Here is a 22,477-nt window from a genome sequence, read left to right as displayed (position 1 = left end):
GTAGCGTTCCGAAAAGCTGATAGGACGCGCGGACGAGCCGAGGCGAGGGAAAGACATGGCGCCTTGCCCGGCGGGGGGCGGCTGCCTAAACGGGCGCCGCTTATGATCCCCGCTCTCGCCCCGATCCAGACCTGGATCTTTGACCTGGACAACACGCTCTATCCCGCGAGCGTGAGCCTGTTTCCGGCGATCGATGCACGGATGACCGCCTATATCGCCGACCTGCTCGGGATCGATCCCCAGGCGGCGCGCCGGGTACAGAAGGACTATTTCCACGCGCATGGCGCAACCCTCGCCGGGTTGATGGCGAACCACGGCACCGATCCGCACGATTTCCTCGATTATGTCCATGATGTCGAAATGGACATGCTTCAGGACCAGGGGCTGGCCGCGCTGATCGGGGCGCTGCCAGGGCGCAAGCTGGTCTTCACCAACGGCGACGTGAACTACGCGGCGCGGGTGCTCGACCGCATCGGCCTGGCGCACACATTCGAGGCGGTGCACGACGTGCATGCCACTGCCTACCGTCCCAAGCCGGATCCGGCCGCCTATCAGGGGCTCTGCGATGCCTATGCGATCGATCCCACGACGGCGCTGTTCGTCGAGGACATGGCACGCAACCTGAAGCCAGCCAAGGCGATCGGCATGACCACCGTCTGGATCGACAACGGCTCCGAACAAGGGCCGGGTGCCGACCACAGCTATATCGACTATACCGTTGCCGATCTGGGCGATTGGCTTCGTACCATCCTGGAGACACCTGCGTGACCGACCTGCAAACCACCATCGATGCCGCCTGGGAAGATCGCGCGGAACTGGGCCTTTCCACCACCGGGGCGGTGCGCGAGGCCGTGACCGAGGCGCTGGCGCAGCTGGATGCCGGCACCGCGCGCGTCGCGGAGCCGGACGGCGAAGGTGGCTGGCGCGTCAACCAGTGGCTGAAGAAGGCCGTGCTGCTGTCGTTCCGCCTGAACGACAATGCGGTGATGGATGGGCCGGGCGGCGCCAACTGGTTCGACAAGGTGCCGTCGAAGTTCCAGGGCTGGGACGAGGCACGCTTCCGCGAGGCAGGCTTCCGCGCCGTGCCCGGGAGCGTGGTGCGCCAGGGTGCGTACGTCGGCAAGGGCGCGATCCTGATGCCGAGCTTCGTCAACATCGGCGCCTATGTCGGCGAGGGGACGATGGTCGACACCTGGGCCACGGTGGGCAGCTGTGCGCAGATCGGCAAGAACGTGCACCTTTCCGGCGGCGCAGGCATCGGCGGCGTGCTGGAGCCGCTGCAGGCGGACCCGGTGATCATCGGCGACGGCGCGTTCATCGGCGCACGCGCCGAAGTCGCCGAGGGCGTCCGCGTGGGCGAAGGCGCGGTGCTGTCGATGGGTGTCTATCTGGGCAAGTCGACCAAGATCGTCGACCGGACCACCGGCGAAGTGACCATGGGCGAAGTCCCGCCCTATGCGGTGGTCGTGCCGGGTTCGCTGGGCGGTGGCGAGGGCAAGCCGGCGCTCTATTGCGCGGTGATCATCAAGCGGGTGGACGAGAGTACGCGCGCGAAGACCGGCATCAACGAGCTTTTGCGCGACTGATAGGATCGGCGCCCCCGCGCGCCCTGGTTGACCGGGGGGCGGGGCCGCAATGCTCAGGCGACGGGCGGCACCCGCAGCCTGGGGATTTCGATGGCCGGGCAGGCGTCCATCACCACCTGCAGTCCCGCGGCCTCGGCCCGCTCGGCGGCGGCCATGTTGATGACGCCCAGCTGCATCCACACCGCCTTGGCACCGACCGCTATCGCCTGGTCCACCGCTTCGCCGGCGGCGGCGGAATTGCGGAAGATGTCGACGATGTCGATCGGTTCGCCGATCTGGTAGAGGTCCCGGAACACGAACTCGCCGTGGACATGCTCCCCGGTGATCTGCGGGTTGACCGGGATGACGCGATAGCCGCGCCCCTGCAGGAACGCCATGACGCCGTAGGACGGCCGGGTGGGACGATGGGACGCGCCGACCATCGCGATGGTACGGGCATTCTCCAGGAGAGTCCGGATGTCCTCGTCGCGGGTCAGCGGCATGCGGGTTATCCTTGTCTGCGGTCCAGCCAATGGCCGACCTGGGCGGCGATCTCATGGAACGCGGCGGCTTCCGGCCCGTTCCCCGCCGCCGGCGGCGTGCCCGCGTCCGACGCCTGCCGGACTGCCATCGCGAGCGGAATGCGGCCGAGGAAGGGGATGCCGAGCTTGGCCGCGGCCGCCTCTGCGCCGCCCATGCCGAACGGCTCCGACGCCTCGCCGCAATGGGGGCAGACATAGCCGGACATGTTCTCGACCAGGCCGATCACCGGCACATCGGCCTTTGCGAACAGGTCGATCGCACGCGTCGCGTCGATCAACGCCAGGTCCTGCGGGGTCGACACGATCACCGCGCCCGCGGGCTTGTGCTTCTGGATCATGGTGAGCTGCACGTCGCCGGTGCCCGGTGGCAGATCGACTACCAGCGTATCGGAAAGGCCCCAGTCGGCGTCGGCGAGCTGGCTGAGCGCACCCGCCGCCATCGGCCCGCGCCACGCGATCGCCTGGCCCGGCGCCACCAGCTGCCCCATCGACAGCAGCGGCACGCCATAGGGGGTGTCCACGGGGAGCAGCTGCTTGTCGCGCGCCTGGGCGCGGGTGCCCTCGACGCCCATCAGCTTGGGCTGGGAGGGCCCGTAGATGTCGGCGTCGATCAGCCCGACCTGTCGGCCTGACCGAGAGAGCGCGATGGCGAGGTTGGCGGCGACCGTCGATTTGCCCACGCCGCCCTTTCCGCTCGCCACCGCGATTAGGCGGCGGCCAACCCGCTCGCTGGTCTGCGCGACGCGGACTTCCTCGATGCCGGGAAGGGCGAGCGCCGCGGCGCGGACATCGGCCTCAAGGACTTCGCGGACGGCGGGCGGAAGGCCCGTCACGTCGAGGATGATGCTGGCACGGGCGCCTTCGAGGCGCGTGGTGGCGCGGCCGGCGGCGATCGGGGCTAGGGCGGCTTGCAGGGCGGAAAGGTCGGTCATCCGGCCGCAGATAGGCTCCCAGCAATGTCTTGCCACTGTAAATTCCTCGCTGCCTCCTTATAAAGAAGGGATGCGAAGCTTATCCGGCTGGTTCGCACGCGCCGGCGTGCTCAGGAACGACAACACCAAGGGTCCCTGGGGCGGCCGCGGCGGATCCGAAGGCGGTTCCGGCGGCGGCGACGGTCCCAGCGGTCCCCGCAACCCGTGGAACTTGCCACCCGACGGCCGGCGCGCGCGCCCGACGACAGCCTCTTCGCTGGAGGATTTCCTGCGCCGTGCGCGCGGAAACGGCGGCGGTGGCGGCAGCAGCGGTGGCGGATCGGGCCTCCCGACCAGCCCGCGCAACCTGTGGATGATCGGCCTCGGCGTTCTTGTGCTGCTGTGGCTGATTACGTGTTTCCATATCGTCGGCCCACAGGAGCGCGGCGTGGCGACCAGCTTCGGCCGCTACACGGGCACCCTGGATCCCGGCTTCAAGATCACCTTGCCGACGCCGTTCGCGAAGGTGGAAATGGTCGACGTCAAGGAAGTTCGGACGGAGAATTTCCCTTCCGGCAACCAGCCGAACCTGATGCTCACCGGCGACCAGAACATTGTCGACCTCGGCTATTCGGTGCGTTGGGACATCAAGAACCCCGAAGATTATGTGTTCGAGATCGCGCAGCCTACCGAAACGGTGCGTGCGGTCGCAGAAAGCGCGATGCGCGCGGCCATCGCGAACGTCGAACTCGACCAGGCGATCGGCGCGGGCCGTATCGCGATCGAGGCCGATGTGCAGCAGCGCATGCAGGCACTGCTCGATGAATATCAGTCGGGCGTCCGCATCCTGGGCGTGGCGATCAAGCAGGCTGCGGCTCCGGCTGCGGTCGACGACGCGTTCAAAGCCGTGACGGCAGCCCAGCAGCAGGCGCAGTCCAACCTGAACGACGCACGCGCCTATGCGCAGCAGGTGATCGAGCGGGCGCAGGGTGATGCCGCGCAGTTCGACCGCATCTACGAACAGTATCGCATGGCGCCCGAGGTCACGCGCCGCCGGCTCTATTACGAGACCATGGAGCAGGTGCTGCGTGGCGCCGACAAGACGATCGTCGAACCGAGCGTCCAGACCTACCTGCCGCTGTCGGAACTGCGTCGTCGCGCGAAGCCGGCCCCGGCAGAACCCACGACGCCGGCGCCCACGGCGCCCGCGACGGAGACCGCACGATGAGCCGCAGCCTGTTCCGCAATCCCGTGGCGATCGGGATCCTGGTGCTGGTGCTGGCCATCCTCGCGGCCAGCTCCATCGCGATCGTGCCGGAGACCAAGCAGGCCGTGATCCTGCGCCTCCAGCAGCCGGTGGCGATCGTGAACCGGTATGTGCCGGGCCAGCCGTTCGGACGCAGTGGCGCAGGCATTGTGCTGCGCATTCCGTTCCTCGACAGCATCGTGTGGGTGGACAAGCGGGTGCTCGCCGTCGAGCTCGACAACCAGCAGGTGCTGTCGAGCGACCAGCAGCGGCTGGAAGTGGACGCGTTCGCGCGCTTTCGCATCGTCAACCCGGTCCAGATGGTGGTGACCGCGGGTTCGGTCGAGAGCGTCGCCAATCAGCTGCAGCCGATCCTCGGCTCGACGCTTCGCGGTGAACTGGGCAAGCGGCCGTTCGCGGCGCTGCTGAGCCCGGAGCGCACGCAGGTCATGGAGAATATCCAGACCGCGCTCCAGCGTACCGCCGTTCAATATGGCGCCGAGATCGTCGACGTGCGGATCACGCACACCGACCTCCCCGAGGGTAGCCCGCTCAACAGCGCGCTCGATCGGATGCGGTCGGCACGCCAGCAGGAAGCGATCACCATCCAGGCCCGCGGCCAGAAGCAGGCGCAGATCATCCGCGCCGATGCGGAGGCACAGGCGGCGCAGATCTATGCCCAGAGCTTTGGCAAGGACGCCGACTTCTACGCCTTCTGGCGTGCGATGGAATCGTACCGCACCACCTTCGCCAAGGGCGAGGGTAACGGCGACACGTCGGTCGTTCTGTCACCGGACAACGGGTATTTGCGCGAATTTCGGGGGCGTGAGCGCTGAGGCAACCCTTGCCCCGGCGCGCATTTGAACCAAATTCGGGGTTAAACGGGATCAAGCGATCCCTGTCGTTTAGAGAGGACCCATCCTAGTGCGTTACGCTTACGCCCTTACCTCTGCACTGCTGCTCGGCGGCACCGCGGCAGCGTTCAGCTTCCAGCCCCCGGCCGGCGCGCAGACGGCTCAGAACGAGCCGGGGACGATTGCCGTCGCATCGGCTCCGCGGCCCGCCGCCCCGATGAGCTTTGCGGACCTCGTTGCGCGGCTTCAGCCTGCGGTGGTCAACATCTCGACCACCCAGCGCGTAACGGTGCAGCAGAGCAACCCGTTCGCCGGTACCCCTTTTGAACAGTTCTTCGGCGCCCCCCGCGGCGGCGGCCCCCGCACGCAGGAGGCCCAGTCGCTGGGCTCGGGCTTCCTGATCTCGGCGGACGGCTATGTCGTCACCAACAATCACGTCGTGTCGGCCGGTACCTCGGCGGCGGTGGTCGAATCGATCACGGTGACGCTGTCGGACCGCCGCGAGTTCAAGGCCCGCCTGGTCGGCCGTGACGCGGCGTCGGACCTCGCGGTGCTCAAGATCGAAGGCGCGACCTTCCCGTTCGTGCGCTTCGGCGACTCCCGTCAGACGCGCGTCGGCGACTGGGTGCTGGCAATCGGCAACCCCTTCGGCCTGAGCGGCTCTGTGACGGCGGGCATCGTCTCGGCGATCAACCGCGTGACCGGTGGCGGTACCTATGACCGGTTCATCCAGACCGATGCCGCGATCAACCGCGGCAACTCCGGCGGGCCGATGTTCGACCTCAACGGCAATGTGATCGGCATCAACTCGCAGATCCTGTCGCCGACGGGCGGCAACATCGGCATCGGCCTCGCCATCCCGGCCGAGCAGGCCAAGCCGATCGTCGACAAGCTGATGCGCGGCCAGGCGATCGAGCGCGGCTACCTGGGCGTCGGCATCCAGCCGGTGGACGAGAACATCGGCGCGGCGCTGGGCCTGCCCAAAGACCGCGGCGAGCTCATCTCGCGCATCGAACCGGGTGAGCCGGCGGACAAGGCCGGCATCCGCCAGGGCGACGTCGTCGTGTCGGTGAACGGCAAGGAAGTGACGCCGGAGCAGACGCTGAGCTACCTGGTGGCGAACACGCCGCCGGGCACCCGCATCCCGGTCGAACTGCTGCGGGACGGCAAGCGCCAGACCGTGACCGTCACGGTTGGCAAGCGCCCGCCCGAGGAACAGCTGGCGCAGTTCAACCCGGAAGACGACAGCGGCATGCCGCAGGAAGACGCCCCGGCGGCGAACGCCGCGGCCTCGCTGGGGATCGGCGTGACGCCGCTGACCCCGTCGATCGCACGCAGCATCGGTGTCGACCCCTCGATCCGCGGCGTCGTCGTGACGGGCACCGATCCGGCCAGCGACGCGGCGAGCAAGGGCATCCGCCGCGGTGACGTGATCGTCTCGGTCAATCGCGCCCCGGTGGCGACGGCGGCCGAGCTCACCCGTCAGGTCGCGCAGGCGAAGGCGGCAGGTCGTGACCAGGTGCTGCTGTACGTCCAGCGCCGCGGCCAGGGTATCTTCATGCCGGTCCGTATCGGCCGCTGATCCCGCTCTAGGCACCAAGCAATTCGGCCCGCCGCTCTCAGGAGCGGCGGGCCGTTTGCATTTCGGGGCTCAGGCAGACGTTTGGCCAGGCCGAGCGCGGCAAATGCCGCCCCCGGATCACATCACGTCGAGCAGAGACCCGATGTCGACAAAGGCGAAGGCGATCGAACTGTCGGCGACGCCATAGGGGATGAAGATCGTGTCGCCGTGGCGCAGCGCGCCGCAGGAATAGACGACGTTCGGGACATAGCCCTCGCGGTCCTGGTTGGCGGCGGCAAGGATCGGCTCGCGCGTGCGGCCGAGGACCTTCGACGGGTCGTTCTTGTCCAGCAGCACCGCGCCGATGGAATATTTGCGCATCGCGCCGACGCCATGGGTGAGCAGCAGCCAGCCCTCGTCGAGCTCGATGGGCGGCCCGCAATTGCCGATCTGAACCAGCTCCCAGGGGTAGGCGGGCTTCAGCAGCAACTCGCCCCCCTCCCAATTGGTGAGGTTCTCGGACTGGATCAGGAACAGGTTTTCGCCGTCCTGGCGCCCGATCATCATGTACTTGCCGTTCACCTTGCGCGGGAACAGGCCCATGCCCTTGTTGCGGGCGGCGCTGCCGGTCATCGGCACCAGGTCGAACGCGCGGAAGTCGCGCGTGCGCATCAGCTCCGACTGGATATGCGACCCGTTATAGGCGGTGTAGGTGCCCAGCCACTCCTGCTGCCCGTCATCATGGGTGAAGTGGACCAGGCGGAGATCCTCCAGCCCCTTGGACTGTGCGCGCGTGATCGGGAAGATCACGGTGCCCGACAGGGTCGAGTCACGGTGGCGGTACACGGTCACCGGCCCCTCGGGCACCGCCTCCTCGTCGCCGATGGCGTCGGCGGCGGTGGCGAACGGCGGCTCGGGCGCCAGCAGCAGGTCGCTGTCGCGGGTGATGATCCCCTCGCGAAACGCGACCGAGGAGATATGCCCCTCTCCGACCGCACGCATCGACATCAGGATCCGGAGACTCCCGGGCTCGAGACCGGTCTGGTCGAAATGGGGCACGGCGCTGGGGTTCATCAGCGCGGCGGCCGCATAGCTGTATTCGTGGCAGAAATAGGCGCCGATCAACTGGCGCTTTTCATCGTCGATCTGGGTGCCGTCGAGCTGCAGCTGCGCCTCGATCTCGTCATAGCGCGTCATGAACACGCGGCGGGTTTGCCAGTGGCGCGCCTCGAAGTCCTTGAGGACGATGTCCAGCTGCTGCCGGGTCTCAGCCGCCGACATCGCCAGCACCGCATCGACCATGCGATGGCTGCGGCTCGGAGTCGAGCCGTCCGACTGCCAGGCGATATGGAAGGGGCGTACCACCACCCGTGACGGATCCGCGTGCAACCGCAGCGGGTGGTTGATCAGATGCAACATGCAAGATCCCCGGAAAACGCGCTTCTGCCCGCCGCGAGTGTTTAGGCGACGGCGCGGCCCTCTGCCACGAGCCGGGGGCGCTTTGAAAGGGTAGAAATCGCGCAGGAGGCGAGTTGCAGTGCCAGGATCGACTCTGCGCCCTGATTCTGGTTGAGCCCGTGCGGCATCAGCCCGTCGAAGCAGCCGCCGTCCGCACCCGATGCCAGCGGCAGGTCGAGGTCGTTCGCACCAAGGTACCAGCGATAGGCTTTCATCGCCTCGGCCGCCCAGCGCGCGTCGCCGGTGACTTCATGCGCCGCCAGGCACGCGTCGATCGTGGCCTGCGCCTCCAGCGGCTGCTGGTCGAACGGAAGCGGGTCGGCATAAGGGCGCTGGAAGCTCTCGGTTCCGATCGCGCGGAACCGCCCATCCGGTGAGGTCTGGCGCGCCACGATCCAGTCCAGCGTATCGAGGCCTACGCGCAGCAGGTCGGCACGACCCAGCGCCTGGCCGGCGCGGATCATCGCCTCAGGAAGGCGCGCGTTGTCATAGGCGAGCACGATTTCGAACCACTGCCATTCCGGGCGGCGCGCGGTGTCGAGCAGTGCGACGAGTTCCTCGCCGAACCGGGCCAGGATGTCACGGGCGACGGCGTGACCGGGCTCCACATCGAGCATCGCTGCCGCGCCGAGCATTGCGAAGGCGTGGGCGCGCGGGCTGCCCAGTTCGAACGCGATGCCGGCGGTGGCGTTGAACAGCGAGATCGCCCAGTCGCGGTGCTTGCGCGCCCGCGCTTCCCGCGCGGTGACGCCCAGCGCCCACAGCGTCCGGCCGTTCGAATCCTCCGAACCCTCGTCCTCGCACCAGCTGCGGTCGAAGTTCATGAAGTTGCGGAACCGGCGCGTGTCCGGATTCCAGGCATGCTGCAGAAAGGCTGCGTAGATGCTCGTCCACTTGTCCCGCGTGGTCTCGTCCAGCGGGTCCACACGGTGCATCAGGATCAGCGCGCGGGCATTGTCATCGATGCAATAGCCGTGGTGGCGGTTGGGCACCGAGAAGATCGAATGCTGCAGCATCCCGGTCGCGTCGCTCATCCGCTCTACCGCAGCGATCGTGGGCTGGAGCGGGGGCAGTTCAGCCGCGCGCGGGATGCGGTGCGGCAAAGTCGCGACGGCGCTGGCCAACTCCGCCATCGCGCGCTCCGCCAGCCGCGCCCACAGCATGGTGCGGCCATGGGCATAGGCGCGTTCCGCCAGTGCGTGTCGCGCCGCGGCATCGCCGAGCAGGCGCGTGATCTCGCGGGCAAAGGCGGCGGCGTCGCCGAACGGCACGAGCACGCCATGATCGTCGGCCAGGATCTCGCTGGCGTGCACATACGGCGTCGAGATGACGACCTTGCCCATTCCCACTGCGTAGGAGAGCGTGCCGGAAGTGATCTGGGCGGGGTTGTTATAAGGCGTGACGTAAAGGTCGGCCGCCTGAAGATAGTCGAGCAGCTCGTCATGCTCGACGAACGCGTCCACAAAGCGGACGTTGTCGGCCACGTCGCGGTCGGCGGCGAGCGCCTTCAGGCGATCGCGATAGGCCTCGCCCTCATGTTCGACGAGGTGCGGATGGGTCGCCCCGAGCACGACGTACAGGGCCTGCGGATGCGCCGCGACGATCGCGGGCATCGCCTCGATCATCGTCTCTATACCCTTGTTGGGTGCGAGCAGGCCGAAGGTCAGGATCACGTCGTGGTCGGCCCAGCCGAAGCTGTCCTTCATCGTCGCAGGTTCGACATAGGCGCGGTCCGGAACGCCGTGCGGGACCATGACGAGCTTGCGGGGGTCGACGTCATGGACCCGGGTCAGGATCTCACAGCCCTTCTTCGCCATCACGATCACCCGTGCCGCGCGACGCAGCAGGCCGTCCATCACCCGCCGCTCATCGGCGCTTGGCTGGTCGAGGATGGTGTGGAGCGTGACGATGACCGGAATGCCGACGCGGTCGAGCAGCGCCAGCAGATACTCGCCGGCGGGACCGCCATAGATGCCATATTCATGCTGCACCCACAGCGCCTTCGCACCGCTCTCGGCGATGCGCTGCGCGGCCTCGCTGTACGCGGCGCGCTCGTTTTGGGGGATGCGGTGGGTGACTTCGGGCGGATAGTCGTGGAGGCCCGGACGGTCGTCCATCGCGTAGACGTCGACAGCAAGAACCGGGTAGCGCTGTGTCAGCGCGTGGTAGGTGTCGGTGGTGAAGGTCGCCAACCCGCACTTGCGCGGCAGGAAATTGCCCAGCAACGCAATGTGATCCATGCCACCCGGTGCGGCCATGTTCGGCGCCATTCGCGTCCCTCAAGCTTTGAGCAGCCGGCGAAAAACTCGCCGGCTAACCCAGATAAATGCCCGAGGTCGAAGTTAGTTTCCGCGATGCTGCAGTGCAAACCCAGAAAAAAGGCGCCGTGACCGCTTCTTTGGTCAAACTCCGCTGCACCGCGTCATTCACCCTCAGCCGCGGCCGCGATATCCGGGTACGTCTTGCGCCGGAACCCACACGCCTGCGGGCGCCTCGCCCGACTGCCAGAAGACGTCGATCGGGATGCCGCCGCGGGGATACCAATAGCCGCCGATGCGCAGCCACAACGGCTGCATCTCGGCAAACAGGCGCTCGCCGATGCCCACCGTGCAATCTTCATGGAAGGCGCCGTGGTTGCGGAAGCTGCCGAGGAACAGCTTGAGCGATTTCGACTCGACGATGGTCTCGCCGGGGACATAGTCGATCACCAGGTGCGCGAAGTCGGGCTGGCCGGTGATCGGGCACAGCGACGTGAACTCGGGCGCGGCAAAGCGCACGCAGTAGCGCGAGCCTGGACGGGGGTTGGGGACATAGTCGAGCTCGGCCTGTTCCGGCGACGCCGGCAGGCCGCTGCTCTGGCCCAGATGCTTTGGAGTCATGGGCGCGCATTTAGGGCGCGTGCTGCCGAAAGGGAACGGGCGATCTCTCGACGGCGCCGATGGGGATGCGTAGAGCACAGGGGCAGGCTCGCGAAGGAGATGGCATGGACACGCTGGTGACGACCCACGAACTCGCAGAGCAGCTGGGGACCCCTGGCCTGCACGTGCTGGATGCGACCTGGTTCGGAACCTTGCCGGGCGCCGACGCGCGCGACGCGGCGGCGGAGTTCGCGGCCGGTCATATTCCGGGCGCCGCCTATCTGGATCTCGGCCGCCTGGGCCAGACGGCTGCGGAAGGCGAAATCCCGGGCATCGCCCGCCATCTCGGCGCCTTGGGCATCGACGATGCAGCGACGATCGTCCTCTATGACGACTCACCCTTTCACACAGCGGCCCGCGCCTGGTGGCTGCTCCGGCGCTTTGGGGTAACGGCGAGCCTCCTGGACGGCGGCATCGCCAAATGGCGGGCGGAGGGGCGGCCGCTCCAGGCCGGTGAGGGAGCTCAGCACAATGAGATCCGCCACGTCACCTTCGACGGCAGCCGTATGAGGACCAAGGCGGACATGCTGGAGAACATCGACAGCGCTGCCGAGCAGGTGCTCGACGCACGGTCCGCACCGCGCTTCGACGGAACCGAGCAGGACCCCCGCGGACTGCCGACCGGGCACATCCCCGGCTCCTTCAACCTGCCGTACAACAAGCTGTTCACTGCGGACGGGACGTGGAAGCGCGGCGACGCGCTGCGGGCGGCGTTCGAGGAGTCGGGCATCGACCTCGATCGGCCGATCGTCACCACCTGCGGATCGGGCGTGACGGCGGCGGTGCTGGCGTTCGGGCTCCACCTGCTCGGCCGTGATTCAGCCTTGTATGACGGAAGCTGGACGGAATGGGCATCGGACCCCCGCACGCCAAAGGCCACGGTGACCTTGTGAGCATTGCGGACGATACCAGGACACGGGGGCCCGGCACGCGGGTCGTCGGCGCGGGGCGGCGCTCGGAATGGACGCAGGGAATCGTCAACCCGCCGCTGTGGCGCGCGTCGACCATCCTTTATGACTCTGTCGGGGAACTGCGCCAGCGCGGCGCCGCGGACACCCATCATAAGCTGTTCTACGGCAGGCGCGGCACGCCCACGCAATGGTCGCTGGCCGACGCGCTGACGGAACTGGAGCCGGGGGCCGAGGCGACTCTGCTCTATCCATCGGGTGTGGCTGCGATCTCGACCGCGCTGCTCGCGGTGCTGTCGCCGGGCGACGAACTCCTCATGGTCGACAGTGCCTATGACCCCACGCGCCAGCTCTCCGAGGGGCTTCTCAAGCGCTTCGGCATCACGACGCGCTATTATGATCCGTTGATCGGCGCCGGCATTGCCGAGCTGATCGGGCCGAACACGCGCGCGATCTTCATGGAGAGCCCGGGCAGTCTCACCTTCGAGGTGCAGGACGTGCCCGCGATCGTCGCCGCGGCAAAGGCGCGGGGCGTCACGACCCTGCTGGACAACACCTGGGCAACGCCGCTGTTGTTCCCCGCGATCGGGCACGGCGTCGACTATACCATCATGGCCTGCACCAAATATGTGGTCGGCCATTCCGACGCGATGCTCGGCTCGGTTACGGCCGCAGCCGGCAAGTACGCGGCGCTGCGCGACACCAGCTACCAGCTGGGCCAGCATGTCGCGCCCGACGATGCGTTCCTGGGGTCGCGCGGGTTGCGCACGATGGCGGTGCGGCTCGACCGGCACGGCCAAAGCGCACTGGCGATTGCCCAGTGGCTAGCGGAGCAGCCCGGCGTCGCCAAGGTGCTGCATCCGGCGATGCCGGGAACGCCGGGCCATGAGATCTTCATGCGGGACTTCCGGGGACCCTCGGGCCTGTTCTCCTTCGTTTTCGACGGCGGCAGCGACACGGCGCGGACCGCCTTCATCGATGGCCTCGAGCTGTTCGGGATCGGCTATAGCTGGGGCGGGTTCGAGAGCCTGGCGGTGCCGATCGACCCACAGCGTTTCCGCAGCGCCACGCGCTGGGAGGCGCAGGGGCCGGCCGTGCGGCTGCAGATCGGGCTGGAGGATGCCGAGGACCTGATCGCCGATCTCGACGCCGGCCTCGCCCGATTCCGCGCGGCGCGGGGGTGATAGAGCGGTGAACCGGCTCGCGGGGTATGGCATCGCGGTGCCGGATACGCCTCTCCTGATCGAGGCGGGAATCGCCTTGGCGCTCGTGCTTGTCGCGCTTGCGCTGGGGTGGCTCGCGGGACGCAGGCTTGGCCCGCCGCTGGCGGACGCCTGGCGTACGCATCTTGAGGGGTCGATCGAGGGACTTGCCCCGCGTATCTGCCAGATCGTGCGCCATGGCGTCGCCGCGGCGCTGCTGTCGATCGTGGCCGCCTCCTATGGTTGGCACCCGCTTTCGGCGTTCGGCATCGGCCTGGCCCTTGGCCTCGCAACCGCGCGGCTCGCCATCGACGTGTTGCGGGGCCTGCATCTGCCGCGCTGGGCGGCATGGTCGATCGGCGCCGCGATCCTGGTGGCAATCCTCAGCAACGCGTTCGGCGGGTTCGACAATGTGACGAGCACGTTGGAGGGGATCGGCTTCAACGTCGGCCGCCGGCGCCTGTCGTTGCTGTCGCTCGTATCGGTCGCGGCGGTCGGGGTCAGTCTCTACGCGCTCGTCCGCCTGGCGAACCGGGTGGTCAACCACTCGATCGACCGGGCCAAGAGCCTGGACCCGACCCAGAAGGTGCTGGCCCAGAAGCTGGGCGCGATCGGGGCAGTGGCCGTCGCCTTCTTCTTCGGCGTCGACCTTCTGGGCATCGACCTCACCACCTTTGCCGTCTTTTCCGGCGGGCTGGGCCTCGCGGTCGGCTTTGGCCTGCAAAAGACGGTGGGCAACCTGATTGCGGGCATCATCCTGCTGATGGACCGGTCCATCAAGCCCGGGGACATCATCGTGGTCGGCCAGAGCTTTGGCTGGGTGAACAAGATCGGCGTGCGCGCGGTCTCCGTGATCACGCGGGACGGCAAGGAGCACCTGATCCCGAACGAGAACCTGATGACGCAGGAGGTGGAGAACTGGTCCTTCACCGACCGCAACGTGCGAGTGCGCATCCCGGTCAAGGTTGGCTATGAGAGCGACCTGAAGCACGCTCAGGCGCTGATGCTACGCGCGGCGACGGAGAGCCCGCGGGTGCTCAAGAGCCCGAAGCCCAACGTCTGGCTGACCAGCTATGGCGACTATGCTGCCGAACACGAGATCCTGGTCTGGATCAGCGATCCCGAAAGCGGCGTCGGCAATGTCCGGTCCGACGTGCTGAACCGGCTGTGGGTGCTGTTCAAGGAAGAGGGCATCGTCATTCCGGTGCCCCGGCGCGAGATGATCCTGCGCGATCCCGGAAGCGGCCTGGCGGGGATCGCGGGCGTCGCCCCGACCGCCCCGCCCAAGGAACCCACACCCGACGCCTGAGCGTGGCCAAAACGGCGCGGGCGGTGCTTGTCGCGCGCCCCGAAGCGCCTAGATTGCCGGGGTGAGCACCGCCATCACTGCGCGCATCGCCGAGGGGGTGCTGTCGATCCCCGCCGCGGATTGGGACGCCTGCGCGGGCACCGACAATCCATTTCTCAGCCACGCCTTCCTGGCGGCACTGGAACGATCCGGATCGGTCGGCGGCCGATCGGGATGGCAGCCGCTGCCGGTGGTAGTGGACGGGAACGACGGGAAGCCCGCGGCGATCGCCCCGGCTTATGCCAAGGCGCACAGCCAGGGCGAATATGTCTTCGATCACGCCTGGGCCGATGCCTGGCAGCAGGCGGGCGGCGAATATTATCCCAAGCTGCAGGTGGCCGTGCCCTTCACACCGGTGCCCGGCCCCAGGCTGCTGCTGCGCGACGCGGCTTATGGCCCGGCGCTGATCGCGGCGCTCGAGTCGGTGACGCGGGGCAGCCAGCTGTCCTCGGCCCATGCCACCTTTATCGCCCCTGACGAAGTGTCCGCCTGGGAGGCAGCGGGCTGGCTGATGCGCGCGGGCACCCAGTTCCACTGGCACAACCATGGCTATGCCGACTTCGACGCGTTCCTGGGTGCCCTTGCCAGCCGCAAGCGCAAGGCGATCCGCAAGGAACGCGCCGCGGCGGTGGAAGGGCTGACGATCCGGCACCTTGCCGGTGCCGAGATCACCGAGGCGCATTGGGACGCGTTCTGGGCCTTTTACCAGGACACCGGCAGCAGGAAGTGGGGACGCCCCTATCTGACCCGCTCCTTCTTTCCATTGCTGACAGAGGGGCTGGGGGATCGGGTGCTGCTGATCCTGGCCTATCGGGGCGACCGACCAATCGCGGGGGCGCTCAACCTGGTGGGGGCGGATGCCCTGTACGGCCGCTATTGGGGCGCGACCGAGGACGTGCCGTTCCTCCATTTCGAACTCTGCTATTATCAGGCGATCGAGGCTGCGATCGCGCGCGGGCTTCAGCGGGTGGAGGCGGGCGCGCAGGGAGAACACAAGCTGGCGCGCGGCTATGCGCCGGTCACGACTTGGTCGGCCCATTATCTGCCGAACCGGAACTTCCGCAGTGCTGTTGCCGAATTCCTGGAGCGGGAACGGGAAGCGGTCGCGCACGAGCAGGAATATCTGGGCGAACTCACCCCGTTCCGGCGCGGATAAGGCGGGCGCTTCGTCCGCCCCTGCCCCCGCCGGGGGCCAGCATCAGGAGTCGCGGGCGGGCCGCTTGATGCGCTTGCCGGCGGGGCCGTAGAGGTCAGTCGGCAGCAGCGCGGCAGCACGGCGGCTGTGATCGATGCGGAAGACCGCGCTCGTACCATTGCGCCACACCGGGATCAGCCCCTGCTCCAGACGCCGGTCATAGTGGGGCGGCCGGATCATCCAGACATAGTCGAACTTGTCGCGCGGAAAGCGGCTGAGGGCGCCGGCGATCGGCCGCCACCATTCGCGCGGGCACTGGACGTCGGTGACGATCTGCGACGGATCATGCGAGAAACCGCGCGCGGGATAGCGGGTGGTGAGCAGCTGCGCGCCGACCATCGACCATTGGTCATTGGCATAGGCGAGCCGCCGTTCGAGCGCGATGCCGGGCAGGTGCTGCAGCCGGGTCATCGTCCACTCGTTGTGGCAGGTCTCGCCGATAAAGGTGATGAGGCGCGCGCCGACCGGCACGTGCGGAAGGGCCGCGAGCTCCCGGTCATAGTCGCGGTCGTAGAGCGCGAAGCTGGCGGTGGTCGCACCGATCCGTACCACGAAAATGGCTAGGCCCAGGGCAGCAACGGTCGATGCGTGGCGCATCGACATGCCGGGCTTTGGCCTTAGCGCGATCAGCGCGATCGCGAACAGATAAGGCACCAGTCGCATGTCGGCATAGGCGGAGCCGAACACGATGCGCGGCAGCAGCAGGTAGACGGCGAGCAGGAACAGCGCCGACAGGCCCAGGTTGCGCGAATACTGGATGTTGGGGTCGCGGATGCCCTTGAACAGCACCACGTACAGCACCGCCAGAGACGCAAGGTCGTAGAGCTGCCAGCGGTCCCGCAGCACCATCGTGACCCACTGCATCTTCAGCCGCCAGTTGAACCAGTCGCCGGTCTGGCCGCTGACATGGCCTGAACGCCACAACAGCATCAGCAGCGCTGGCGGGGCCAGCACCAGGCAGTGGAGGCCGGCGTGGAAGATCGCCGCGAACCAGTTGCGGCGGCGGTCATGCTCCCGGATCAGCTCTGCCGAGGCAGCCAGGACGCCCAGCGTTCCCCAGCCATAGGTATGGGTGAGCCATATCAGCCCCCCCAGCGGCACGAAAATGATGCCGCGCAGCCGCAGCTTGCCCAACCTCCCGAGCCGCAGCCACAGCGCGAACGCGTTGAGCGCGAACGCCATCGACAGTGCGAAGTTCACAAAGCCGAAGTGGAGGGGATAGTTGTAGATCAGCGGCAAGGCGAAGAGCGCGGTGGCCGGGATGCGGCCGTGCACTTCGCGTGCGATCCACAACAGGCCGACCGCGGTCATCACCGGGATCGCCATCACGATCAGCTTGACCGAAAGCTCCAGGCCCAGGATCGGCTGGAGGGGCACGATCAGCAGATCGACCCCCAGATTGCCCATCAGGCTCCAGTGGAAGTTATACCAGTCGGCCAGCCAGGGCGCCGCGCCGGTGCCGATGGTCTGCTGGACGCGGTAACGGCCCATATGGCCGGGCAGGTCGACGAGCGGTGGGATCTGGGGCCAGATCAGCGGTACTGCGGCCAGGATCGCCACCGCGAACACGAACCACCGCGTCTGCCACCAATGTAGCGTTGCGCTATCCCCCTGCATGGCCCTGCTTTTAGCTGGCATCTGCCGGTCGGCAAGCGAATGCGCATCGACGCGCGGCTCGGCTCGTCGCGAAGCGGGGGGCAGAAGCTGCGACATCTGTAATGTGAGGGGCGGGGCCGGCGCGGATGCACCGGCCCCGCAGTGCCTTAACGGTCGCGGCGGCCGAGCAGACGCAGGCGCAGGGCATTCAGCTTGATGAAGCCGGCAGCGTCGCGCTGATCGTACGCGCCCTGGTCGTCCTCGAAGGTCACGACCTTCTCTGAGTAGAGCGAGTAGGGCGACTTGCGGCCGATGACATGGACGCCGCCCTTGTAGAGCTTCAGCCGGACGGTGCCGGTGACCTTGGTCTGGCTGTGGTCGATCGCGGCCTGCAGCATCTCGCGCTCGGGCGAGAACCAGAAGCCGTTGTAGACCAGCTCCGCATAGCGGGGCATCAGCTCGTCCTTCAGGTGCGCGGCGCCACGGTCGAGGGTGACCTGTTCGATCGCGCGGTGCGCGGCGTGCAGGATCGTGCCGCCCGGGGTTTCGTACATGCCGCGGCTCTTCATGCCGACGAAGCGGTTCTCGACCAGGTCGAGGCGGCCGATGCCATGGGTGCGGCCGAGGTCGTTGAGCTTGGCGAGCAGGGTCGCGGGCGACATGCCCTCGCCGTTGACCGCAACCGCGTCACCACCCTCGAAATCCACCGTGATGATCTCGGGCGTGTTGGGCGCGTCCTCGGGCGAGACGGTGCGCGAGAACACGTAGTCGGGCACTTCCTCCCACGGATCCTCGAGCACCTTGCCCTCGGAGGAGGTGTGGAGGAGGTTCGCGTCGGTGGAGAAGGGGCTCTCGCCGCGCTTGTCCTTGGGAACCGGGATCTGGTTCTTTTCGGCAAAGTCGATCAGCGCGGTGCGGCTGGTCAGGTCCCACTCGCGCCACGGTGCGATCACCTTGATGTCGGGCTGCAGCGCATAATAGCCGAGCTCGAAGCGGACCTGGTCGTTGCCCTTGCCGGTCGCGCCGTGGCTGACGGCGTCGGCGCCGACCTGCTTGGCGATCTCGATCTGGCGCTTGGCGATCAGCGGGCGCGCGATCGAGGTGCCGAGCAGATAGAGTCCCTCGTAGAGCGCGTTTGCGCGCATCATCGGGAACACATAATCCTTCACGAATTCTTCGCGCAGATCGTCGATGAAAATGTGCTCGGGCTTCACGCCCATCAGCTCGGCCTTCTTGCGGGCGGGCTCGAGCTCCTCACCCTGGCCGAGATCGGCGGTAAACGTCACCACCTCGCACTGGTACTCGGTCTGCAGCCATTTCAGGATCACGCTCGTGTCGAGGCCGCCCGAATAGGCGAGCACCACGCGATTGATCTTGTCGGCCATCAGCTCATTCTCCGAAACGCCCTCGCCGGCGGCCTGCGTGCTGGGGCAGGCCAAACCGGCGCTTGTCAAAAACGGGCAGGTTGCGCGCGCGCTCTATGCCTCGCGCGACCCTTCCGCAAGCGGCACGCGGAGGTCAGGCGGTCGCCGTCTCGTGCAGGCGACGTTCCTTGGTCAGCATATAGTCGCGGGTCAGCGGCAGCGCGTCGCGCGAACGGGCGAACTGGACCTGGTAATTGACCATGCCGCCATAGTCGAAGCTGACCTGGGAGCCGGCGAGATAGAAGGTCCACATTCGGAAGAAGCGCTCGTCGTACAGGTCCACGATCGCGTCCTTTGCGGCGACTGCGCGATCGTACCAATGGGCGAGCGTAAAGCCATAATGGCGGCGCAGCACTTCGACGTCGGTGAGGAACATCTTGTTCCCCTCGTTTGCGCGGACGATCTCCGACAGCGCCGGGATATAGCCGCCGGGAAAGATGTACTTGGCGGTGAAATGGTCGGTGACGCCAGGGCCGCCCAGGCGGCCGATGGTGTGGAGCAGCATCACGCCGTCCGGCTTCAGCAGTTGGCGGCACTTGGCAAAAAAGGTGCGATACTGCGGCGGGCCGACATGCTCGAACATGCCGACCGAAACGATGCGGTCGAACTGGCCCTCGACGGCGCGATAGTCGATCAGTTCGAACTGTACCTTGTCGGCGACGCCGGCTTCCTCCGCACGGCGGCGGGCGACCTTGAGCTGTTCCTCGGACAGGGTGACACCCAGCACCTCGGCGCCGGTCTTGCGATGGAGGTAGAGGGCCATGCCGCCCCAGCCGCAGCCGATGTCGAGCACGCGCATGCCGGGCTGCAGCGCGAGCTTGGCGGCGATGTGCGCCTTCTTGTCGACCTGCGCCTGTTCAAGGCTGTTTTCCGGGTCCGTGAAATAGGCGCAGCTGTACTGGCGGTCGGCATCCAGGAAGAGGTCATAGAGCCGATCGGACAGGTCGTAGTGATGGGCGACGTTACGCTTGGACTGGCGGGCCTGGTTGTAGCGGTCGAGCCGGTGGAACACGGCGTTCGCGACTCTGCGCATGCCGCGCGCCTTCAGCTTGCTCTCGCCCGCTTCCCAGAGGTTGTTCTTCTTGAACAGCACCAGGAGGTCGCGGATGTCGCCCTCCTCGATCACCAGCCGTCCGTCCATGAACGCCTCGGCCGCACCCAGGCTCGGATCACGGATGATCGAGGCCAGCACGCGACGATCCGTGAAGCGGATCGTCACGTTGGGGAAGTCCGGGTCCGGCGTACCGAAGCGGCCGGTGCCCCCGTTGGCATGGTGGACGGTCAGCTGGCCCTTTCGAACGGCCCGCGCGAAAAACATGTCGATCAGCGCCATGAGCGGAAGGCTAATCGTTCCGCCCTCCGAAAGCTACCGTCCGGTTCGTTTTTAGTCCGCGAACAGGAGCACAGGCGTTTCCAGAAGGCGTTTCAGCGCCTGGACGAAGCTTGCGGCATCCCAGCCATCCACCACGCGATGATCGCACGAGATCGACACGTTCATGAGCTTCGCGCGCCGGATCGCATCCCCGCCGCGGCCGTCGTCCACGAACACCGGGCGCTCGACGATGCGGTTGGGACCGATGATCGCCACTTCCGGGCGGTTGATCACCGGGGTCGTCGCGACGCCCCCGAGAGGCCCCAGGGAGGTGACGGTGATCGTGCCGCCAGACAGCTCTTCCGAGCGTGCCTTGCCCGTACGGGCCGCTTCGGCGAGGCGCGTGATCTCGGCCGCGAGCTGCCAGACGTTCTTGTCCTGGGCGTCGCGGATCACCGGCACCATCAGCCCCGCATCGGTCTGCGTCGCCATGCCCAGATGAACGCTGCCGTGACGCGTGACCACGCCCGCCTCGTCGTCATAGCGGGCGTTGAGCATCGGGAAATCGGGCAGGGTGCGGCAGAGCGCTGCGATGAACAGCGGAAGCAGCGTCAGCTTGGGCCGGTCGCCGCGGTTGGCGTTGAGGTCGGCGCGCATCGCCTCCAGCGCCGTCACCTCGACCTCCTCGACATAGGTGAAGTGCGGGATGTGGCGCTTGGACGCGGCCATATTGTCGGCGATGCGGCGACGCATGCCGATTACCTTCACCGGTTCGTCGGCACGGGCGCGGCTCGCGTGGGGCGCGTGATAGCCTTGGGACTGGCCGTAGCGCAGGTGCGCGTCGAGGTCGGAGTGCCGGACGCGATCCGTCTCCGTGCGTACCTGCGACAGGTCGATGCCGAGGTCGGCCGCGCGCGCGCGCACCGCGGGGGAGGCGAGGACGTGCTTGGGCGCTGCTGCCGTGCCGCTCGTCGCTGCTTGCGGGCTCCGGGTTTCGGTCGCGTCCGTTACCGGCGCCTCTGTCGCCGCCGGGGCGGGGGCGGTCGTCGGCTCGGCCGTGGGTTCGGGAGCATCGGCCCCTGCATCGGAGACGATCTCGACGCCGGGGTTCTCGGCGACCACGGTTTCGCTCTCGGTCTCCTCCTCGGTCTCGATCACCACCAGGGTGGAGCCGATCGGGATGTTGTCGCCGGGCTCGCCCGCGAGTTCGATCACGATGCCGGCGACCGGGCTTTCCATCTCGACCGTCGCCTTGTCGGTCATCATGTCCGCGATGCGGCCGTCTTCCTCGATGCGGTCACCGATGGCGACGTGCCAGGCGACGATCTCGGCCTCGGAAATGCCTTCGCCGATGTCGGGCAGGCGGAAGCTGAAGCGTGCCATCAGGTCCTCATCACTTTCTTGAGCGCTTCGCCGATGCGGACGGGGCCGGGGAAATAGGCCCATTCCAGGCTGTGCGGATAGGGCGTGTCGAAGCCGGTAACGCGTTCGATCGGCGCCTCGAGATGGTAGAAACAGCGTTCCTGGACGAGCGCCGACAATTCGGCGCCGAAGCCGGACGTGCGCGTCGCCTCGTGCACGATCATGCAGCGGCCGGTCTTCTTCACCGACGCCTCGATCGCCTCGATGTCGAGGGGCACGAGCGTGCGCAGGTCGAGGATCTCGGCATCAATGCCGGCTTCCTCGACCACCGCCTGGCAGACATGGACCATGGTGCCATAGGCGAGGATGGTGAGCGCCTCGCCCGGACGGACCACGGCCGCCTTGCCCAACGGAATGCGATAATAGCCGGTCGGAACCACGGCGGCCGGGTGCTGCGCCCAGCTTTTCGCCGGACGGTCCCAATGTCCGTCGAACGGGCCGTTGTAGATGCGCTTGGGCTCGAAGAAGAGGACGGGATCATTGTCTTCGATCGCGGCGATCAGCAGCCCCTTGGCATCATAGGGCGTCGACGGGATCACCGTCTTGATGCCGGAAACGTGCGTAAAGATGCCTTCCGGGCTCTGGCTGTGCGTCTGGCCGCCGAAGATGCCGCCACCGAACGGCGACCGCACCGTCATCGGCGCGATGAACTCACCGGCCGAACGGTAGCGCAGCCGTGCCGCTTCGGAGACGAGCTGGTCGAGCGCGGGGTAGATATAGTCGGCGAACTGGATCTCGGGCACCGGGCGCAAGCCATAGGCACCCATGCCGATTGCGACGCCGACGATCCCGGTCTCGGTGATCGGCGTGTCGAAGACGCGGGTCTTGCCGTATTTCTTTTGCAGGCCCGCGGTCGCGCGGAACACGCCGCCGAAATAGCCGACGTCCTCCCCCATCACGATCACGTCGGGATCGCGGCCCATCATCACGTCGAGCGCGGAGTTGATCGCCTGGATCATGTTCATGGGCGCGGTTTCGCCCGGAGCGCCGCTGTCCGTCATCGCCAGTTCCTCGC

The 22,477-nt window shown here is 67.3% G+C and carries 19 protein-coding genes; 9 read left to right on the top strand and 10 right to left on the bottom strand.

The window, feature by feature from the left end; genetic code table 11:
• Positions 1 to 102 precede the first annotated feature (102 nt).
• Positions 103 to 768 (top strand): pyrimidine 5'-nucleotidase, encoded by a 666-nt coding sequence (locus tag QP045_RS05620; protein WP_422513983.1) that lies wholly within the window; start codon positions 103 to 105, stop codon positions 766 to 768.
• Positions 765 to 1,586 (top strand): 2,3,4,5-tetrahydropyridine-2,6-dicarboxylate N-succinyltransferase, encoded by an 822-nt coding sequence (gene dapD, locus QP045_RS05615; protein WP_422513982.1) that lies wholly within the window; start codon positions 765 to 767, stop codon positions 1,584 to 1,586. The genes QP045_RS05620 and dapD overlap by 4 nt, the downstream gene beginning before the upstream one ends.
• Before the next feature lie 53 nt (positions 1,587 to 1,639).
• Here the strand turns inward: dapD and QP045_RS05610 are convergent, their stop codons facing one another.
• Positions 1,640 to 2,068 carry a CoA-binding protein gene (locus QP045_RS05610; RefSeq protein ID WP_422513981.1) on the bottom strand — a complete coding sequence of 143 codons (429 nt, stop codon included), beginning with the start codon at positions 2,066 to 2,068 and terminating at the stop codon, positions 1,640 to 1,642.
• Positions 2,069 to 2,073: 5 nt separating this feature from the next.
• The gene (locus QP045_RS05605; protein ID WP_422513980.1) at positions 2,074 to 3,039 is read right to left on the bottom strand and encodes an Mrp/NBP35 family ATP-binding protein; all 966 of its coding nucleotides are present in this window, start codon (positions 3,037 to 3,039) and stop codon (positions 2,074 to 2,076) included.
• Between the two features lie 70 nt (positions 3,040 to 3,109).
• Here QP045_RS05605 and hflK point away from each other — a divergent pair, with 70 nt between their 5' ends.
• The 3 genes from hflK to QP045_RS05590 all read left to right on the top strand — a co-directional run bounded on the left by hflK (position 3,110) and on the right by QP045_RS05590 (position 6,700).
• Complete coding sequence (hflK, locus tag QP045_RS05600) at positions 3,110 to 4,246, top strand: protease modulator HflK (protein ID WP_422513979.1); 1,137 nt, start codon at positions 3,110 to 3,112, stop codon at positions 4,244 to 4,246.
• On the top strand, positions 4,243 to 5,100 hold the full coding sequence (hflC, locus tag QP045_RS05595; RefSeq protein ID WP_422513978.1) for a protease modulator HflC: 858 nt from the start codon (positions 4,243 to 4,245) through the stop codon (positions 5,098 to 5,100). Before hflK ends, hflC begins: the two co-directional genes overlap by 4 nt.
• Before the next feature lie 88 nt (positions 5,101 to 5,188).
• Positions 5,189 to 6,700, top strand: coding sequence for a DegQ family serine endoprotease (locus tag QP045_RS05590; RefSeq protein WP_422513977.1), 1,512 nt, complete (start codon positions 5,189 to 5,191; stop codon positions 6,698 to 6,700).
• Between the two features lie 117 nt (positions 6,701 to 6,817).
• Here QP045_RS05590 and QP045_RS05585 read toward each other — a convergent pair whose 3' ends face one another.
• The 3 genes from QP045_RS05585 to queF all read right to left on the bottom strand — a co-directional run bounded on the left by QP045_RS05585 (position 6,818) and on the right by queF (position 11,016).
• Entirely contained in the window at positions 6,818 to 8,098 is a 1,281-nt protein-coding gene (locus tag QP045_RS05585; RefSeq protein WP_422513976.1) for a glycoside hydrolase family 130 protein, read from the bottom strand.
• 41 nt (positions 8,099 to 8,139) lie between these two features.
• Complete coding sequence (locus QP045_RS05580) at positions 8,140 to 10,395, bottom strand: glycosyltransferase (RefSeq protein ID WP_422513975.1); 2,256 nt, start codon at positions 10,393 to 10,395, stop codon at positions 8,140 to 8,142.
• 174 nt (positions 10,396 to 10,569) lie between these two features.
• Positions 10,570 to 11,016, bottom strand: a complete 447-nt coding sequence (gene queF / locus QP045_RS05575; RefSeq protein WP_422513974.1) for a preQ(1) synthase — start codon at positions 11,014 to 11,016, stop codon at positions 10,570 to 10,572.
• A 104-nt stretch (positions 11,017 to 11,120) separates the two neighbouring features.
• On the opposite strand from queF, the gene QP045_RS05570 reads away from it, so the two are divergent.
• The 4 genes from QP045_RS05570 to QP045_RS05555 all read left to right on the top strand — a co-directional run bounded on the left by QP045_RS05570 (position 11,121) and on the right by QP045_RS05555 (position 15,669).
• Positions 11,121 to 11,948 carry a sulfurtransferase gene (locus tag QP045_RS05570; RefSeq protein ID WP_422513973.1) on the top strand — a complete coding sequence of 276 codons (828 nt, stop codon included), beginning with the start codon at positions 11,121 to 11,123 and terminating at the stop codon, positions 11,946 to 11,948.
• A complete protein-coding gene (metC, locus tag QP045_RS05565; RefSeq protein WP_422513972.1) occupies positions 11,903 to 13,147 on the top strand; it encodes a cystathionine beta-lyase in 1,245 nt (414 codons plus the stop codon). The genes QP045_RS05570 and metC overlap by 46 nt, the downstream gene beginning before the upstream one ends.
• A 7-nt stretch (positions 13,148 to 13,154) precedes the next feature.
• The gene (locus tag QP045_RS05560; protein ID WP_422513971.1) at positions 13,155 to 14,474 is read left to right on the top strand and encodes a mechanosensitive ion channel family protein; all 1,320 of its coding nucleotides are present in this window, start codon (positions 13,155 to 13,157) and stop codon (positions 14,472 to 14,474) included.
• Positions 14,475 to 14,535: 61 nt separating this feature from the next.
• A complete protein-coding gene (locus QP045_RS05555) occupies positions 14,536 to 15,669 on the top strand; it encodes a GNAT family N-acetyltransferase (protein WP_422513970.1) in 1,134 nt (377 codons plus the stop codon).
• A 42-nt stretch (positions 15,670 to 15,711) separates the two neighbouring features.
• Here QP045_RS05555 and QP045_RS05550 read toward each other — a convergent pair whose 3' ends face one another.
• The 5 genes from QP045_RS05550 to QP045_RS05530 form a co-directional block, all read right to left on the bottom strand.
• On the bottom strand, positions 15,712 to 17,325 hold the full coding sequence (locus tag QP045_RS05550) for a hypothetical protein (protein WP_422513969.1): 1,614 nt from the start codon (positions 17,323 to 17,325) through the stop codon (positions 15,712 to 15,714).
• A gap of 146 nt (positions 17,326 to 17,471) precedes the next feature.
• On the bottom strand, positions 17,472 to 18,689 hold the full coding sequence (locus tag QP045_RS05545) for an argininosuccinate synthase (protein ID WP_422513968.1): 1,218 nt from the start codon (positions 18,687 to 18,689) through the stop codon (positions 17,472 to 17,474).
• A 133-nt stretch (positions 18,690 to 18,822) separates the two neighbouring features.
• Positions 18,823 to 20,061, bottom strand: coding sequence for a class I SAM-dependent methyltransferase (locus tag QP045_RS05540; protein ID WP_422513967.1), 1,239 nt, complete (start codon positions 20,059 to 20,061; stop codon positions 18,823 to 18,825).
• Positions 20,062 to 20,112: 51 nt separating this feature from the next.
• On the bottom strand, positions 20,113 to 21,423 hold the full coding sequence (locus QP045_RS05535) for a dihydrolipoamide acetyltransferase family protein (protein WP_422513966.1): 1,311 nt from the start codon (positions 21,421 to 21,423) through the stop codon (positions 20,113 to 20,115).
• Positions 21,423 to 22,427: an alpha-ketoacid dehydrogenase subunit beta gene (locus tag QP045_RS05530; RefSeq protein WP_422514136.1), complete on the bottom strand. Its 1,005-nt coding sequence runs from the start codon at positions 22,425 to 22,427 to the stop codon at positions 21,423 to 21,425. Before QP045_RS05530 ends, QP045_RS05535 begins: the two co-directional genes overlap by 1 nt.
• Between the last annotated feature and the right edge of the window lie 50 nt (positions 22,428 to 22,477).

Source organism: Sphingomonas sp. 3-13AW, from assembly GCF_049311085.1.
Taxonomy (GTDB): domain Bacteria; phylum Pseudomonadota; class Alphaproteobacteria; order Sphingomonadales; family Sphingomonadaceae; genus Sphingomonas.
The sequence above is the reverse complement of the archived record's forward strand: the minus strand, read 5'-3'. Positions and strand labels throughout refer to the sequence as shown.

What these genes read in the sequence shown, in the direction of transcription:
- QP045_RS05620 (WP_422513983.1), top strand. Translation starts at nt 103, where the DNA reads ATGATCCCCGCTCTCGCCCCGATCCAGACCTGGATCTTTGACCTGGAC.
- QP045_RS05610 (WP_422513981.1), bottom strand. Translation starts at nt 2,068, where the DNA reads ATGCCGCTGACCCGCGACGAGGACATCCGGACTCTCCTGGAGAATGCC.
- QP045_RS05605 (WP_422513980.1), bottom strand. Translation starts at nt 3,039, where the DNA reads ATGACCGACCTTTCCGCCCTGCAAGCCGCCCTAGCCCCGATCGCCGCC.
- hflK (WP_422513979.1), top strand. Translation starts at nt 3,110, where the DNA reads ATGCGAAGCTTATCCGGCTGGTTCGCACGCGCCGGCGTGCTCAGGAAC.
- hflC (WP_422513978.1), top strand. Translation starts at nt 4,243, where the DNA reads ATGAGCCGCAGCCTGTTCCGCAATCCCGTGGCGATCGGGATCCTGGTG.
- QP045_RS05585 (WP_422513976.1), bottom strand. Translation starts at nt 8,098, where the DNA reads ATGTTGCATCTGATCAACCACCCGCTGCGGTTGCACGCGGATCCGTCA.
- QP045_RS05580 (WP_422513975.1), bottom strand. Translation starts at nt 10,395, where the DNA reads ATGGCCGCACCGGGTGGCATGGATCACATTGCGTTGCTGGGCAATTTC.
- queF (WP_422513974.1), bottom strand. Translation starts at nt 11,016, where the DNA reads ATGACTCCAAAGCATCTGGGCCAGAGCAGCGGCCTGCCGGCGTCGCCG.
- QP045_RS05570 (WP_422513973.1), top strand. Translation starts at nt 11,121, where the DNA reads ATGGACACGCTGGTGACGACCCACGAACTCGCAGAGCAGCTGGGGACC.
- metC (WP_422513972.1), top strand. Translation starts at nt 11,903, where the DNA reads ATGGGCATCGGACCCCCGCACGCCAAAGGCCACGGTGACCTTGTGAGC.
- QP045_RS05550 (WP_422513969.1), bottom strand. Translation starts at nt 17,325, where the DNA reads ATGCAGGGGGATAGCGCAACGCTACATTGGTGGCAGACGCGGTGGTTC.
- QP045_RS05545 (WP_422513968.1), bottom strand. Translation starts at nt 18,689, where the DNA reads ATGGCCGACAAGATCAATCGCGTGGTGCTCGCCTATTCGGGCGGCCTC.
- QP045_RS05540 (WP_422513967.1), bottom strand. Translation starts at nt 20,061, where the DNA reads ATGGCGCTGATCGACATGTTTTTCGCGCGGGCCGTTCGAAAGGGCCAG.
- QP045_RS05535 (WP_422513966.1), bottom strand. Translation starts at nt 21,423, where the DNA reads ATGGCACGCTTCAGCTTCCGCCTGCCCGACATCGGCGAAGGCATTTCC.
- QP045_RS05530 (WP_422514136.1), bottom strand. Translation starts at nt 22,427, where the DNA reads ATGAACATGATCCAGGCGATCAACTCCGCGCTCGACGTGATGATGGGC.